This window comes from Thermocrinis albus DSM 14484 (assembly GCF_000025605.1).
Taxonomy (GTDB): domain Bacteria; phylum Aquificota; class Aquificia; order Aquificales; family Aquificaceae; genus Thermocrinis; species Thermocrinis albus.
In genome coordinates, this window is the sequence record NC_013894.1 from 1 (window position 1) to 15,996 (window position 15,996).

Genomic DNA, 15,996 nt, shown 5'->3' on the forward strand with positions numbered 1-15,996 from the left:
CAACTCCACACGGTACATTAGAAACTCCAGCTCGGGCGTTTCCTCAGTCCCTTGTTCTTGCCTTTCAACTCCACACGGTACATTAGAAACCTCAACTCTTCATATTAATCTTATCTTACAGAATCAACAACTTTAGAGAGGGGGTACCCTTCGCAAAATGAAGTTTATTTTCGGAAACTCCAGGTGTCTCGGAGAGCATTCAAAAGTACCCCTCTCTGAGCTTACTCTCTCAAGCATTAGAAATTTCTGCATCAAGACATCAATACTAAAAAATGTCCAGATGCCTAAAAGTCACTCTTGCAAAGAAATACCAACCCTCTATTCAGTTGCCAAGATAACAAGGGTCCTATGTGGACCCTCTTTACCACTTGATATTATATTATAGCACCGTTTTGGCTTTTGTGTATAATACTTATATGGGAGGGCAACCTATAAAGGGAGTGGAAAAACTCATATCTAAGGTAGAGGAGAGGTTTCTTGGTTTTGTTAAGTTGGAAGGTCTGAGGTACTTGGAAGGGCTCCTTAATGTAGATTTAGGATCAGAAAAGAGGAAGGGCCGACCTTTTATAGGATGGTACAAAAACGGATGTATGTTTTTGGTGTTTCTTACCACTAAGCGCCGGGCTTATAAAGTATTTGTCAACGGATGCAATAAACAAGAGCTCTGCCAATGGATTGACGAGGAAAGCTATGTTTTTTATGATTATCGACATAGAGGCTACTTTGTGTACAAAGTTAAGGAAGACCAGTTGAAGTGGAAAGAACAAATTGTGTTTTGTGGTTTTTGTCATCCGGAAGCTACAAGTGCTATAGATGTATTGAGGAGTTATTATGAAGGAGAAGATTCTTGCTCTCATTAATGGAGATCTAAAGACTAAGTCCTTTTTCTTGAACCTTATAATGAAGGAGGCAAGATTGACGCAAAGAGACATATTTTTAAAGAAGTATTTAGGAGAAAACTACGAAGAGGAGGTATTTTCTCAACTTATTCTTAAGCTTCTTAGCATAAAGGATGCCCTCTCTAAGAAAGAAGAAATAAACTTTCACTATGTAAAGAAACTGATAAGAAGCGCCATAGAAGAAACTCTTAAGCTGTACTCTCACAGGTTTGTGAGCCTTGAAAAGCTCACAAAAGAAACAAGTGATGGTAAAGAAATAAGATACGAAGAGTTATTAGGTAAAGATGAAAGATTAGACATAAATATAGAAGTGAATGAGTTAGTAAACGCTATCCTTTCCATCCTCTCCGAAAAAGATATGGAGGTTTTGTGCTACTACCTTGAGAAGGAACTTTACGGGAAAAGCAACATTGAACCATCTATGACTAAAGATGCTCTCTATAAAAGATGGGAAAGACTTAAAACCAAGATAAGAAAAAATGTATATGTGCCAGATGAAACTACCCTAAGGTATGCCTTAGAAAAAATACTGTCAGATTTCTGTAGCAAAGGGAGGTTTATAAAAGGTGGATATGGTAGAGATTAAGAAAAAACTTCTCAACCGCTTTCTAAGAAGCATTGGTGATGAGGTTTTAGAGGTACCTGAAGAGAGCAGGATCTCAGGCAAGGAAGGTCAGATAAGACTCTTCCTCATAGATCCTCCGGAGTATGTTTTAGTATTGAAGAGGGATCTGGATCTAAACATCATCGTACCTCTCACGCCGTACTTTGAGCTCCTTCCGGAAGAAGCGCCCATACTGGTTCTGGAGGGACCGGCACCTGATCATCCATTCTTTAGGGGAGATAAGGCTCGCCTGGTCCTCAAACCGCTTCCCTTTTGGGTCCATGTGCATGAAAAGATACTAACAAGATACTCAACACTTATAAACATGCATATTGTAAACGAAGAGGTGGTGGGGGAGATAAAGGAATACATAAAGCTTGACATAAAGAGTATCAAAGACAAATATGTGCGGAAGTTTGTGGAGAAAAATTTAGAAAGATGGCAAGACATAAACTGGAGCAGTATACTTTACAACGTCATAAAGGGAGAGGAAGAAGAAGAAATTTCCGAAATTGTAGTGCAAGCTCCCGAAGTTTTTAAGGAAGGTTCCTATGCTTTGGCAGCTGATATATCTGCTTTACGGGGAGATAATTGGTTAGGTGTTAAGGAAGAGAACAAGCTGGTTATTTATCCGGCACGAAAAAGCGCAAAAATAAAGGTGGTTTACAAAGACACCATCATATACGAAGGTCCTTTTATCAGTAAGATTGTTGTAGAAGGGATAAAGGATGTTCCAAAGGATATAGAGGAGGGCTTACATGTGGAGTTTTTCTGAAATAGAGGAGAGGCACTTCGAAGTTTTATTGTGGTCCGGTAAGATGGATGATCTCTTAGACGAAGTTATGAGAGAGTTTTATTCTCTACCTGCTAAATCTCAGTTTAATTTGGTATGGTATATAAAGGAAAAACGGGTTCATCCTTCTGTCAACCTTATGGCAGAAGTTTGGGAAGTGCCAGAAGAAGATGTAGAAGCTTGGTTAAATGGACCTTATAGGCTCTTTCTGGTACCGGTAGTGGACGAGAAAGGTGAGGCACACCTTGTAAAAGGCCTTTCGGTAAAGGGCGCTGGACAAAGCATTATAACTAATCAAAAACACCTTCTTAAATACATGAAGGAGCTTAAGGAATTTTTAAAAGAAGGTTTTGGCTTGTTTTTTGAAGAAGATATAAAGGGAGAGAGTTTCCTATTACCTGCTGCTGTAAGTCTCTACATAGAAAACCCTCCTGAAGACGCGGTCTTTACAGGGAGAGTAGACAGAGAAGGTAAGATTTACACCGTTGATAACATTTCTAAAAAAAGAAAAGCGGCGCAAAAAGAAGGAAAAAGGTTAATAGATTCATCCGGCATAAAATCTCTACAGGAGTTAAAAGAATGGTGTGATGCCAAAGAGCACCACGTTCCTTTCATGGTTACCACCAAAGGATCAGAAGATTGGCTAAGCAAATGGCGTGATTTTCTCTCTTATATGAAAGATTCAGAAAACATAGTTCGTAAGCTGGAAATTATAAATGGCATCACAGCAGAAGATTTAGTTTTGTATACAGAACAACTACCTAAAGGTGACTGGACAAAGTATATGATGGATTTTTATAGAAAGCTAACAGATGTGGAAAAAAGATTGAAGGGGAAAGTGATATTTCATTTGGCCATAGATGGGCCTGCCAGTTTTGCCTTTGGTTTGGGTATTCTGTTTGGTAGTCAAAAGCCTTTTACCGTATATCATTACCAGAATGGCAAATATTACCCGATAGAAGTAGAAAATGTGCGAGAACTTAAACAAAGAATGGAGTTATCAGAGATCACTTTAAAGTGGAGCTTAGAATCACGAGACGATCGCCTTGCTGTGGTAATAGACCTTGCCCATCACACATCTATAGGAACCGTGAAAGCTTATATAGATGATGGTATGTCTCTGCTACATGTAGAACACCCCCACAAAGGTAACCTGAAGGTAGAGGAAATCTCCCAAATAGCACGTCAGTGCGCCAGTCTTTTACAAGAAATAAGAACCGAAAGAGACTATAAAGAATTTCACTTCTTCTTCTCATCTCCTGTAGTATTTGCCTTTATGTTGGGTGTAGCCTTCGGACATTACTCACCCGGGTACATATACCAATACTTTGACGGTACCTATGTAAAAGTTTTGGATATATCTCATCTGAAGGCTATAAGGGAGGGTAAGAACCTTGCGCTTTCTGGTGAGACTAAAACCCCTTAAAGAACAGGCTGTTATAAATGTTGACTACAGGAGAAGATTTATCTCCCTTCTCAAAAAGATACTAGGAACTGATTATTTTGAGTCTATCAAAACAAAACCTTACACCTTTGCAGTGTATATGGGAAAGGAAGCCAAATTTACGCAAGACAAAATAGAAGGAGTCAAAACCATCAATTTACGTTTCTCCACAGGTGATACCATGCTGGCTATAAGGTTCTACAACGGTGTGTTACGATTTAAGAGGGATAATCAGAAGCATTTGATAGGTGACACTCTTTTTGTGATAGATCTGATAAGGGAAGAAAAGGAAAAACCCATAACTGGAGTTTTTAAAACCCTTTCCCCTGTGGTGGTAGAAAGGATGGGCTTTACCAACTCAAGAGATCCAGAAGAAAGGTACATAACACCCGATGAGGAAGGCTTTCAAGAATCTTTTATAGAAAACACCCTAAGGCGCTACTACGATGTGAAAGGCTTTCCAGGAAACTTCGGAAACTTCTCCTTAAGAGTTCTGGAATACAAAAAAGAGTATGTTAAACACTACGGAGGGGTTGTGAAGTGTTTTATAGGAAAGTTCATAGTAATGTCAGATAACAAAGAAATTCAGGAGTTTATATATAAATACGGAGCTGGGTTAAGAACAGGTCAAGGTTTTGGCTATCTGGAGGTAGAAGAATGGAAAAGCTGACCTCTCTTGAGTACACACTTGAGTTTGTAACACCTGCCTTTATAGGTGGAGCTGACCCTGAAAAGGCAGAACTTAGACCGGCTAGCATAGTGGGAATGCTCAGGTGGTGGTTCAGGGTTCTTGTAGGAGCCTTTGTGGAAAGTATAGAGGAACTTTTCCAGTTAGAAAGTGAACTTTTCGGGAATCAGGACAAAGCAGGGAAAATCTGGGTGAGAGTGTTAGAATACCCCGCTCCAAAATCTATAGAAACTAAAACTAAAGATAAAGATTATAATTACCTGCTTGGTTTATCAAAGAGAGGAAAAGGCTTTGATAAAGGAGAAAAGGTAAAGCTTCGTATATTAACCCCTGATAATCTTAAGGAACTTACAGAATTTTTAGTAAGGTTTGCTTTCACCTTTGGGAATTTAGGAAATAGGGCAAGGAAGGGCTTTGGTAGTCTAGATTTTTCCCAAGGAGATCTACTAATAGACCCCACTAAAGATCTGTCTATAGAAAAATTGAAAGAGATACTAAGGCCGTTAATGAAAGAGGAAGATCTAACTTTCCACAAAAACTCTAAATATCCCAACATATCAAACATGAAAGTTTTTAAAAAGTCATATAGAAACTTAGATTCAGAACTTAGTTACCTATCCGAACAGTATAGAAACTTCAGAGCGCCGTCGGGATTAACTGAGGAATACAAGAAAGTTATATCTCTCTTCATGGATAGGAAGCCTATAAGTGATCGTGATGTAGTTAGTGTTTTCAAAAATCACATGTTCGGACTACCTATAATGTTTTTTAGCAGAAAACGTAATGCTAAAGTCATGCTAAGTTGGACAAGTGAAGGTCAAAATGGTAGAAAAGTGGGGGATAGGAGGAGAGCCGCCCCGTTCTGGATTTCCTTCAAAAGGGAAAAGATATACATAACACTATTTAGAAGTTCATTTCTGCCCGAAGGCTCGAAAATAGTACTGCAGCCAAAAGGCCGACATGGAAACAAAAAGCAATTTGAGGAAACGTTTCCAGAAGATTATGACTACTTGGAGAGATTCTTCAAAAAAATCGGCTTTGAAGAAGTCTTTGACGGAGGGAGCTTAAAATGAGCTACCTTCTCATCTTCACCTTCTCTCCTGTTCAAGGGTTCATAAGTACCTCCAGAAGAACAAGGGATCTGTTTACAGGCAGCCTTATCCTCTCGCATCTTACGGAGAAACTTTTAGACTACCTTAGCAGTCTTAGCAGTAAAGGAAACGTAAAGGTTATATATCCTTTCAGAAGTGAAAAAGAGGATTCTCAAGAAACTCTCGCCAACTTTCCCAACAGATTAGTTGCTAAAGTTGAGGATGAAAAGTTATGTAAGGAATTAAAGAAAAAGTTTTATCAAGAATGGAAAAAACTGTGGAGCAAAACTTGGGAAGGTATCAAGAAGGAAGCAAAAGATAGGAAAGCTCTAGATGGAGCAGAAGAGCAGTTTAAACTCCATGTGAAAAATTACTTCTTCTGTTTCTGCATAAAAGAGTCCATGGAAGGTAAGAGTTATGCCGAAGTTTATGACTCTGCTGAAAGGAAACTGGGAGCTGTTAAATCTTGGAGGCCTTATAGAGGATTAAAAGACTATAGCACTCTTGAGGAAGATGGTAAAAGAATCTATCCGGATGGATGCACTATGTGTGGTGAGAGACCTCATCTTGCCATAAATTGGAAGAAAAAAGATGAAATATTCGGTAAAAGTATAGCCAGTCATATAAGGGATTCCGAAAAACTATGTGGTGTTTGTCTTGTAAAAAGGTTTGCAGTAAAGTTCTGCGCAGAAGATCTTGGTTTGGGAGAAGATAAATGGAACTACCCTTCAACAGAAGAGATAGCGGGTATAAAATTCAAAGAGTACCTAATAAAAAAGGTGGAAGAACATCCGGATATCAAGGAGAAATTAAAAAAGCTAAGCGAGAAATTAAAAGAGACACCTTATTATGTTAGAACATTACCTTTGAAGGTAACAGATGAGCAAAAAGAATACCTGTCCTTTGACTCCGAACTCTTAAGGGAAGAGGCTTGGGACGCGCTTTTTCAGGAAGAAGGTCTAAAGGAGCTGAAGAAAGATTTAGAGGATCTTTATGAGCAACTAAAGAACTTGGGTCTCGAACATAAAAACCCCTACTTTGCAATTATGCTATCAGATGGAGACAGTATAGGAGCATGGTTAGGGAAAAACAGTAGTATTAGGAAAGAGGAATTAAATGAAGAGTTCCACACTGAGTTTTCCAAAAGGCTTTCAAATTATGCAAAAAGGGTTGTTGAAGAACCATATCCTTTCAGACAGGTGATTTATGCAGGAGGCGATGACCTTCTGGCCCTTCTCCATCCTCACGATGCCATCTTTTATGCGAGGAAGTGTGCGCAAATTTTCGAAGAGCAGCTAAAGAGTCTTGCCAAAGAAGGAGGAAAACCTTCGGTAAGTGCAGGGATTCTTGTAGCCCATGCAAAAACCAATTTCCAGATGTTACTGGAAAAAGTAAGGTTTCTTGAGAGTAAAGCCAAATCTGTAAAAGGTAAAGGAGCGGTTTGTATGGGTTTTATGACCAGGACAGGAGATATCACCTATTTTGTGGCAAAGTGGGATCACTTAGAGCTTTATGACGAACTTTTCAAAGCCTTCAGAGAAAAGGCGCTGAGCTCAAGAATTGTGTATGATCTTAGAATACTTTCCGAAGTCTTTAATGGAGAGAAGGAAATAGATATAATAACCCCCCTCATAAAGAGGTCTTTTAAGAGACATGTGAATGATAAAAATAATGAACTGGTACAAAAACTTAGTGATATATCCTTAAAATTTATCAAAGAAACGTTAGATTATTGGGATACTAGTGATGAAGAAGAAAAAATGAGAAGAAGTGTGAATAATTATCTCAACCTTCTTTATGTAGTAAGAACTGTTGGAGTTAGGATAGAGGAGGTTTGAGGTGAGGCTTGTTAAGATAAGGGGGTATAACGCTTTTTGGTTTGGTGGACTTAAACACTTTACAGAGGAAGAGCATTACCTACCGAGAATCCAACTTCCCAACATAATGAGGACTTTTAGACTTCTCAAAAAAGGAACACCTTGTTATGGTGTCTTCTTCTGGAAAGAAGAAGAAAAGGACATATTCTTTCCTGTCCCTGCAGATGTGGTAGGAGTAAGAAAGAAAAAACGTTTTGAAAGTGGAGATCTAAGGATCGCTTACTACAACGGGAGAATACCGGAGATAGATGACAAAGAGAAAGCTTACGAAACCTTGGAGCAGTATTTTATAAGCTCCGAAAAACTGAGCATCGGTTGGGCAAAAGGAAAGCAAGATAGTTTAGAGGTGTTTGGAGCAGAAGAATTTTTTGTGGCAGAAGATAAAGTAGGTTTAAAACTTAACAAAGATAGGATGAGTGGAGAAGAAAAAATGCTTTACTTCCATAAGAGAATGAGGCTTAAGAAAGGCGTAAGTTTGTGTTTTCTTGCAAAAGAACTTGACGACTCGGCAAAGAGATTCTTTGGAGGAGAGAGAAACCCTGTGGAGATAGAAGAAAGCACAGATCTACCTCAACATTTTAAAGAACTTTTAAAGGAAAGGAGCGTAAAGCGAGATAAACAATACAAGTTTTACACATTGACCCATACGTTTGTGGAAGGAGGACTGATGAAGGAAGAGGATGAAAAAATACTCTTGGTTTTTAGGGACGAGGAAGGGAGAGAGGTAAAATTCCAGCTATTATGGCTTTTCTCCAGAGGATCGGAACTTATCTCTGGTAGAGGGAAACCTGCCCTTGAGATGTTAAAGCCCGGAGCTGTAATGATTCTAAAGGCTATGGAAGATGCCGAAAGTTTTGGTTCTTTGTGTCAGATTAAAAGCCATCCGGAAGGTTTTAATACATTCCTTGAGAGAGGATGGAATACAGGAATATTAGTTGAAGATATAAAAGGAGGTAACTAAGATGAGAAAAGAACTTTACTACCTGAAGGTTCTGACACCCCTCCATGTAGGCACCGGACAGGGAATGGATCACATTGATCTACCCATTTACAGAGAAGCCCATACAGGATTTCCAGCCATACCCTCTTCCGCCATTAAGGGAACTCTCAGAACAGAGGAGATAAAAAAACTCTACATGAAAAAGAAGCAGACCAACAAAGAACTTAAGCTTTCTGAAATAGAGGAACAGCTTGATGGGTTTGATCCTGAAGACACAAAAACAGAAGAAGATGATGATATTAAACGGCTTGCGAAAATCTTTGGTAGTAAGAAAGTGGAAGGGGAGGTTGTTTTCACCGATGCAAGAATACTTCTCTTCCCCGTTAAGTCCCTGAAAGGCATCTATGCTCTGATAACATGCCCCTACGTTCTGGAAAGGTTTGCAGAAGAATCAGGTAAAGAAAAACCTCATATTGATGATTTATCTGAAAGCTCTTGTATTGTTTTTAAAGACTCACGTAACACGATCAATATAAAGGACAAGAAGGCTGTTGTCCTTGAAGAGTTTGCCTTTGAAGTTAAACGTGAAGTTGAAGATGATTCCAAAAACACCATTGCGCATCTGTTGCAGGATCCCAATATAGACAAAAAAAGAGTGGTTATAGTAAGTGACGACGTTTTCACCCACATGGTAAAATCTTTCACAGAGGTTCAAACCCACATAAAGGTAGACATAGAAAAGGGAACGGTAGAAGAGGGGGCTCTTTGGACAGAAGAGTATGTTCCATCAGAAGCCATCTTTTACTTCTGGATTATAAACTATAGAGATGAAGAGTTTTCAATAGAAAACGGCGAGAACAAAAAAGTCTTGCAGCTTGGAGGAAACACCAGCACAGGAAAAGGTTTTGTGGAGGTGTGGAATGATGGCAGTCAAAAATCTTGAACAGGAGAGGATGAGGATAGCTTACGAAAGTGTTATGCGTGTAAAAGGTGAGAACTTTGAGTCCAAATACAGCATCCTTGCCAAAAGGCTCCCGGCGATGATAAGCCACAACGGCCTTTTAACGACCCTTGCCTTTTTAAAGTCTAAAGGAAAAGATGAACACAAACGGCTAATAGAAGACATCTGTAAATACTTGAGCCACAGGTTTGGTAATGAAATAAGATCCTACAAAGAATTAATCAGTATGCTGTTTCAGGCTGATACAACAATGTACCTCTTTTACACCCGTGAAGTTCTTTCCTTTGCGGTATGGCTAAAAAGAATAGCCGAAGGTGAGCTGAAAAGCGAAAGGGAGGGATAACGTGAAGGTTGAGGACACAGTAAAGTTAATAGCGGATGATAAGACTAAGTTCTCCAACATCGCCCTTGCTTTTTACAAATTGAATATCTTCAAATTGGATATCTTCAAATATCTTGAAAAGGATATAAGTGAGATACGAAAGAAGGAATATTTAAAACTATTTAAAGACAGCCTCAATTGGGATGAAATAACTTTCATACAAGAAAAGATAACAGACTTATATAAGAGCATCGAAAAAACACACTATGTAAAGTATATAAAAGCCTATGTAGGCTACCGTTTTGTGTCAGGTATGGGATACCCCTCTCCCATAGAGAACGGTTTTCTGCTACATCACACCTATGGTATTCCTTATATTTCAGGAGAATCCGTGAAAGGACTAGTAAGATACATGTATATTTACAAAAACTTTACTGAAGAAAATTTCTCTAAAGAACGCCTAAAAGGTCTGGAAGAAGGAAAGTATCAAGAAAGCGAACTTAATGAAAAAGAGAAAATCTTTGTCAAGCTTTTTGGTACACAAAAAGAAGAAGGTAAGATTGTTTTCTTTGATGCTTACCCTGAATCCCTCACAGAAAGAAACCTATCTATAGATGTTATGAATAATCACTACGGTGAGTATTATGAGACAAAAGGGGAAAAAGAGCCTGGCGATTGGTATAATCCTAACCCTGTATTCTTCCTGACATTGGAGAAAGTTACCTTCATTTTCAGAATAGGTATTGAGAAAGATGTTGAAGAAGCCGAAAAATTACTTGATCAGACTTTGGAGCTTCTTAAAGAAGGTCTTGAACTATTTGGACTAGGAGCAAAAAGGAGGAAAGGCTATGGGTGGTTCAGAGTCCAAGAAGCATAAGGTTATTATAGCACCTTGGGGAGATTGTAAAAGTTGGAAATCCGTCGAATATAAATACAAGAGTGACGAAATAAAGGCAAATACAACTCTTAAGGTTCTTTGTCATGACCTTAAACCCGATGGTGTGTTGGTACTTGTCCCTGACACACTTTTTGGCAGTAACAAGCTTTTTGGTAATGGTAGTGCTAAAGATAAAGTAGGCAGGTACGAGGATCTTATTAACAGGGTCAGGGAGAAGGTATATGTTGTTACCGAAAAGAAGGTTGAAAGAAGATTGCACTTTACAGATACCATGGAGATACTATTGAAAGGTTGGTTTGTTTCCGAGCTGTTGGATCTATATCAACCAAATATAGATATGGAAGAAGGAATAAACCTTAGTGAGTTGAAGAAATTTACTGAGCGTATATACAAAGATAGATGGACCGCTGCTAGAATTAATAGGGATCTGGGAGAATTAGAAGAAAGTCTCAAAAAATTAGAAGCAGATAAAGAATGGAAACTATACGCAGAAGTTATTGGGAAGGATGAAAATGAAAAAGAACCTCAAGTTGACCCCAGAAACCTAGTAGCTCATTCTGGACTTCTCTACCATACTACTGAGATAAAACGTGATGGTGACGAGCTTTATGCGAGACTAAGGGAAGGGCTGAAGGATGAGATCAAAAAACAGCTACCCTGTCAGGATATTTGATTTTGGTAAGTTTATAGTAAACAAGGAGGTGAAAAGATGGGCGGAATAACGCTAACTATCATCACCCACAAGGCAAGCAGCCTAAACTACGGAGAGACAGTGGGGAACGTCTCCATTTTAAAGAAAGTAACCCTAGGAGATGGTACACAGAAGACCTTTGTTTCCGATAAGGCTCTTAAGTATGATATGAGAAGGAAGGGAAAGGAAGAGAAGGGTTGGAAACTGCTTGATGAACTGTTAAAGGAGTATATAGAAAAAAGTCAAAAAGATGGAAAACTGGACGTAGACGAGTTTGGAAGAAATCTTGTAGAGAATTACGAGGAGTTTGATCTTTTTGGGGGACTTTTCACAAATCTAAAAGACAAGAAAAACAAGGAAGTATCACTAAGCTACGGAGATAGTGTAAAGAGAGTATGTGCTGTAAAAGTTACTTACGCCTTTTCTGTCTCAGATTTTAAAGGGGACATGAATTTTCTCAATAACATAGACGCTTATAACAGGTATATAAAGCACATTGAGGGAAAAAAAGCACAAGCTATAGCCCAAACGGAAGAACATACATCCCACTACGTATATACCATAACTATAGACCTTGACAGGGTAGGCGTTTGGGAAAAGGAAGATGGAACTCGTGAGCCTATCCTGGATCCACAAAAAAGAGCAAAGAGAGTGAAGGATCTCCTGGACATAGTGATGACCTTAAACAGACAGATAAAGGGAAGATGGGAGAATCTTTCACCCGTGTTTGTAGTGGGAGGCCTCTTCGGTACTAAGCATCCCTTCTTTATGAACGCTGTTGATGCTTCCGAAATGAACGGAAGGCTCTTTCTCCAAATAGATAGACTGAGAGATGCCATTGACATGGTCCCCGAAAACGAAAGAAGTAAGGTTAAGATAGGAATGCTCTCCGGGATTTTTATCAACGAAGAGGATATAAAGAGTAAGTTACAAGCCAAGTCTATCGGTGAACTTTTTAGGGAACTTAAGCAGGAGGTGGACAACTACTATGGAGTTTCTGAAGGTTGAGCTCTTAAGCCCCTGTGTTACTTTCAAAACTCCCCTCTCTCTGAAAGGCATAGAAACATACCCTTTACCGCCTCCATCCACGGTGATAGGACTTCTTTACACGGCTTCAGGTAGAAAGTGGAACGGAGAGAGGTTTTCTTTGTCTATACAGGGAGACTACGAAGCCATCTTCAGGGATTACATAAGACTGAGAAAATACAATAAAGATGAAAAAAAGCTTGAAGTTTTACCTACTGAGATTCCAAAACTTTACAACTTTAAGTGTGTTGTTCATATAGGTGCGGAAAGGCAACTCATTGAGGAGTTTTTAAAGGCGTTAAAATCGCCTTCAATATATCTTTACTTGGGAGGTGGAGAGTATCCTGTTCTCGTGAGAGATGTGAAGATAGTCAATGCTTGGGAGTATTCTGGTGAAAGGGAACTTAAGATGAACGCTTTTGTGTCAGAAGCAGCAAAGGACTTATTCTACAGGTCTAACTTCATACAGTTTAGGGTGTCCACCTTCTGCAGAAAGGAGAAAGGAGAAAGAGTATGTGACTGGTTAAGCGTATACTACGTCCAGAAAGGTGAAAGTGTTGAAGGAAATATTCTCGTAGATGAAGAGGGGGATATAGTATGGTTGTTAGGTTCTATGTAAGAGACTGGGTTAGCGCTTCTGCCGCAGTTGGTCTTTTAAAAGCTTTAGAAAAGTTAGGTCAAGAGCCGAAGGAGTTTATAGATGGTAACTCCCTTATCTTTGAAGAGAAAGACATTATAGAGATTTTCCCTTCTGCTTTTACAAAAAAACTTATAGATGTTTCAAGTCAGAAGAACCCTAAAAAAGACTCCTTTGTAGATCGTGCCTATTCTGTACTTTCTTTTCTTCAAAAAAATTTTTACTCTAACAGTCCATTGAGCAATCCATCTTCTGTTCCAAAGAGACTTGAGGAGAAGAGTAAGGAGTTGGAAGATCTGTACAGGTCAGACCCAGATAAGGCGGTTTTTGAGCTCGTCAAGCGCTTTGTTGGTGATACGTTTAAAAAGATTCTGGAGAGAGAGACGTCGGACCACACTTGCTTCTTCTGCGGAGAAAGAAAAGCCAGCATTCATAACGGTGAGCCCAAAACCTTTGAAGCAACTAACTTTACGCCTCTTTCTGCAAGTCCCAATACGGTGGAAAACTTATTTTATAACGGTAAAAACAACCTTTATCTTTGTTCTGTATGCGAGATAGTCTTTTATTTCGCAGGCTTCGGTTTTACTAAAGTGGATAAAATGGATAATAGGTATATTTTCGCTTATGTCTCCGATATTAAAGAAACTTTAAGACTTAACAATACTTTAGAATACTATAAAGGCTTCAATAAGGAGTTTGTAACGTCCTTTTTGAAAGATTTGGAGCATCATAAATCAAGATGGATCCTTGAAAATATATATATTGTTGAAGTCGAAAAAGTATCTAAAGTACAATCAAATATCTACTCCTTTTCTATACCACCGAGGGTAGCAAAGGCTATGAAGGAATACCTCCCTAAATATCCTAAAACTCTCGAACCTGTTTTCAATGAATTTCTGAAATATATTTATTTTGGAAGAAGTCTTTACCAGCTTCTTTTTGAGATTCTCTATGGATATTTTCACGAAGAAGAACTGCCAGATTCTAAAGATTCTAAAAAAATAACAGATGCTTTAAGATTAGGTATGAGGCTAGCAAAAGGAAATAAAGGTTTGTATCCTTCTCTTCTTTTCCTATCAAAATTTCAGGAGGTGGTAGAGATGAAAGACAAGAGCTTTGTAGAAAAGCAAGTAGGATGGGCGTATAGGGAAGGTCTCCAGTTGAAAAATGCCCTCCTTAAAGAGTTAGGTGATAAGGCACTGGACAGAATAAGATCCATATCTTACAGTATTCTTGAGGCTATAAGAAGGAGGGATATAGATGCTTTTCAACAGAATCTAATAAGAGCCTACCTTAGTGTGGAGAGGGAAATACCGAGAGTTTTCGTTGATGCTCTTAAGGATGAAAGCTTTAGCCGGATAGCTTACGCCTTTCTTATAGGATTAAACGGCACAGAGAGGAGAGAAGAAGATGGAGGAGAAGCTGAGGAAACTATGGGCTAAGTCAGACGGCACAACGATAAGGGAACACACCGACAAACTTCTTGAAAATCTTAAAAAACTCAAAGAAGAATATGGAGACATCATAGAGGAGAGAATACCCGATAGTATGAGAGGTATTTTTTGGCAAACTCTTGAACTAGCTTGTGAGTATCATGACTATGGAAAGGTGCACTATCACTTTCAGAGGAAGTTGGGAAACAAAAATGTAAAACCTCCTAAAGGTAACCTACCTGAGGTGAGACATAACCTTCTTTCCCCGGCCTTTTTGCCAGAAGACAAAAATCCTGTTGTGAGAAAACTGGCCGCTCTTGCTATAATTCATCATCATAAGCATGACGCAGGAAAAGAAGAAGTAGAAAAAGTTCGTGAGGTTCTTGAAAAAGAGTTTGGAAAAGAGCTGAACTATAAAAACCTGATAAAGTATAGGGAAGATGAAATTCTTAAAAAGTTAGCTAAAGACAAAAATTTGGAGGAGGAAAGTGTTAGAAAGTTTTACATAATGTTAAAGGGTTGCCTTCTTAGAATAGATCATGCCAGCAGTAATAGGTATTCTCCTTATGTTGAAACTTACAGGAAGAAGGAGCCTGAAGGAAAAGTTAGAGAGTTTTTGCAAGGTAAAGGTTCAGATTTTAACGATCTTCAGAGGTTTGTCCTAGAAAACAGAGAGGACAATCTGCTTGTGTGTGCTTCTACCGGGTATGGAAAGACAGAAGCCGGTTTTATTTTTCTGAAGGATAAAGGTTTCTTTACGTTACCCGTCAGAGTTTCTGCCAACGCCATTTACGAAAGGGCAAAGGGAGTTTTCGGGGAAGAACTGGTGGGGCTTCTTCACAGCAGTTCTCTATTGGAGATGGCACTAAGTGAGGATGAAGCTAACATATACTGGGAAAACATCGTACTTGATCACCATCTTACTAGCAACTTTGCCAAGCCTATAATAGTATCCACTCCGGATCAAATAGTTCCCTTTGTTTTTAAATATCCCGGTTACGAAAAAATAGCGTCTCTTTTAGCTTATTCTCGTGTAGTTTTTGATGAACCTCAACTGTTTGAACCACACACCATGGGTTTTCTGGTAAAAGGTATCGAAAAGATAACTCATCTGGGTGGTAAGGTTATGGTTATGTCAGCTACTCTTCCTCCCTTTGTGGAAGAGGATCTAAGCTTTCTAGATTTTAAAAGGGGAAAGTTTCTCACAGAGAAAGTCAGGCATAACCTAAAAGTTGTCCGTCGATCAATAAAGGACTTTACCGAGGATATAAGAAGATTAGCGGAGGAAGGAAAGGTTCTCGTAGTAGTGAACACTGTTAAGAGAGCTATAGAACTTAAGGAAATTCTCCCTGAGGCTCAACTTCTTCACTCCCAGTTTATACTTAAGGACAGAAAAGAGAAAGAAAAACAGATAAAAGACTTCTTCGATAATGCAGACAGAGGTGTGTGGATAACTACTCAGTTGGCAGAAGTCTCCTTGGACCTTGATGCTGACTTTTTGGTAACGGAGCTTTCTACTGTGGATTCTCTCCTTCAGAGGATGGGGAGAGTGAACCGAAGGGGCGAAAAACCTGTGGACAATCCTAATGTTTTTATCCTTACCGAAGAGTGTTCGGGAATAGGTAGCGTTTACAGGGAGGCTATACACGAGGAAACGAAAAAATTTTTAGAGATGGACCAATAACTGAGGAG

Annotated in this window: 16 protein-coding genes; all 16 read left to right on the forward strand. The window is 39.0% G+C overall.

Going from position 1 to position 15,996, the window contains the following annotated elements; all coding sequences use genetic code 11:
* The first annotated feature begins 392 nt into the window (after window positions 1-392).
* The 16 genes from THAL_RS08435 to THAL_RS00080 are packed head-to-tail and all read left to right on the forward strand — an operon-like array spanning window position 393 to window position 15,988.
* A complete protein-coding gene (locus THAL_RS08435) occupies window positions 393-860 on the forward strand; it encodes a hypothetical protein (RefSeq protein ID WP_174248487.1) in 468 nt (155 codons plus the stop codon).
* Window positions 832-1,485 (forward strand): hypothetical protein, encoded by a 654-nt coding sequence (locus tag THAL_RS00010; protein ID WP_012991047.1) that lies wholly within the window; start codon window positions 832-834, stop codon window positions 1,483-1,485. The genes THAL_RS08435 and THAL_RS00010 overlap by 29 nt, the downstream gene beginning before the upstream one ends.
* Window positions 1,472-2,278 carry a hypothetical protein gene (locus tag THAL_RS00015; protein WP_012991048.1) on the forward strand — a complete coding sequence of 269 codons (807 nt, stop codon included), beginning with the start codon at window positions 1,472-1,474 and terminating at the stop codon, window positions 2,276-2,278. Before THAL_RS00010 ends, THAL_RS00015 begins: the two co-directional genes overlap by 14 nt.
* Entirely contained in the window at window positions 2,262-3,722 is a 1,461-nt protein-coding gene (locus tag THAL_RS00020; RefSeq protein WP_012991049.1) for an SAVED domain-containing protein, read from the forward strand. The genes THAL_RS00015 and THAL_RS00020 overlap by 17 nt, the downstream gene beginning before the upstream one ends.
* Window positions 3,691-4,410: a CRISPR-associated endoribonuclease Cas6 gene (cas6, locus tag THAL_RS00025; protein ID WP_012991050.1), complete on the forward strand. Its 720-nt coding sequence runs from the start codon at window positions 3,691-3,693 to the stop codon at window positions 4,408-4,410. The genes THAL_RS00020 and cas6 overlap by 32 nt, the downstream gene beginning before the upstream one ends.
* Window positions 4,398-5,501, forward strand: coding sequence for a type III-B CRISPR module RAMP protein Cmr1 (cmr1, locus tag THAL_RS00030; RefSeq protein WP_012991051.1), 1,104 nt, complete (start codon window positions 4,398-4,400; stop codon window positions 5,499-5,501). The genes cas6 and cmr1 overlap by 13 nt, the downstream gene beginning before the upstream one ends.
* Window positions 5,498-7,357 carry a type III-B CRISPR-associated protein Cas10/Cmr2 gene (gene cas10, locus THAL_RS00035; protein WP_012991052.1) on the forward strand — a complete coding sequence of 620 codons (1,860 nt, stop codon included), beginning with the start codon at window positions 5,498-5,500 and terminating at the stop codon, window positions 7,355-7,357. The genes cmr1 and cas10 overlap by 4 nt, the downstream gene beginning before the upstream one ends.
* A 1-nt stretch (window position 7,358) precedes the next feature.
* Window positions 7,359-8,357 (forward strand): type III-B CRISPR module-associated Cmr3 family protein, encoded by a 999-nt coding sequence (locus tag THAL_RS00040; protein WP_012991053.1) that lies wholly within the window; start codon window positions 7,359-7,361, stop codon window positions 8,355-8,357.
* Window position 8,358: 1 nt separating this feature from the next.
* The gene (gene cmr4, locus THAL_RS00045; protein WP_012991054.1) at window positions 8,359-9,279 is read left to right on the forward strand and encodes a type III-B CRISPR module RAMP protein Cmr4; all 921 of its coding nucleotides are present in this window, start codon (window positions 8,359-8,361) and stop codon (window positions 9,277-9,279) included.
* Complete coding sequence (gene cmr5, locus THAL_RS00050) at window positions 9,257-9,640, forward strand: type III-B CRISPR module-associated protein Cmr5 (RefSeq protein ID WP_012991055.1); 384 nt, start codon at window positions 9,257-9,259, stop codon at window positions 9,638-9,640. The genes cmr4 and cmr5 overlap by 23 nt, the downstream gene beginning before the upstream one ends.
* 1 nt (window position 9,641) lies before the next feature.
* Window positions 9,642-10,496 carry a type III-B CRISPR module RAMP protein Cmr6 gene (gene cmr6, locus THAL_RS00055; RefSeq protein ID WP_012991056.1) on the forward strand — a complete coding sequence of 285 codons (855 nt, stop codon included), beginning with the start codon at window positions 9,642-9,644 and terminating at the stop codon, window positions 10,494-10,496.
* Window positions 10,468-11,190, forward strand: coding sequence for a TM1812 family CRISPR-associated protein (locus tag THAL_RS00060; protein WP_012991057.1), 723 nt, complete (start codon window positions 10,468-10,470; stop codon window positions 11,188-11,190). Before cmr6 ends, THAL_RS00060 begins: the two co-directional genes overlap by 29 nt.
* 36 nt (window positions 11,191-11,226) lie before the next feature.
* A complete protein-coding gene (gene cas7i, locus THAL_RS00065) occupies window positions 11,227-12,216 on the forward strand; it encodes a type I-B CRISPR-associated protein Cas7/Cst2/DevR (protein ID WP_012991058.1) in 990 nt (329 codons plus the stop codon).
* Window positions 12,197-12,853 carry a type I-B CRISPR-associated protein Cas5b gene (cas5b, locus tag THAL_RS00070; RefSeq protein ID WP_012991059.1) on the forward strand — a complete coding sequence of 219 codons (657 nt, stop codon included), beginning with the start codon at window positions 12,197-12,199 and terminating at the stop codon, window positions 12,851-12,853. The genes cas7i and cas5b overlap by 20 nt, the downstream gene beginning before the upstream one ends.
* A complete protein-coding gene (gene cas8a1 / locus THAL_RS00075; protein ID WP_012991060.1) occupies window positions 12,832-14,313 on the forward strand; it encodes a type I-B CRISPR-associated protein Cas8b1/Cst1 in 1,482 nt (493 codons plus the stop codon). Before cas5b ends, cas8a1 begins: the two co-directional genes overlap by 22 nt.
* Window positions 14,282-15,988, forward strand: coding sequence for a CRISPR-associated helicase/endonuclease Cas3 (locus THAL_RS00080; protein WP_012991061.1), 1,707 nt, complete (start codon window positions 14,282-14,284; stop codon window positions 15,986-15,988). Before cas8a1 ends, THAL_RS00080 begins: the two co-directional genes overlap by 32 nt.
* Window positions 15,989-15,996: the final 8 nt, after the last annotated feature.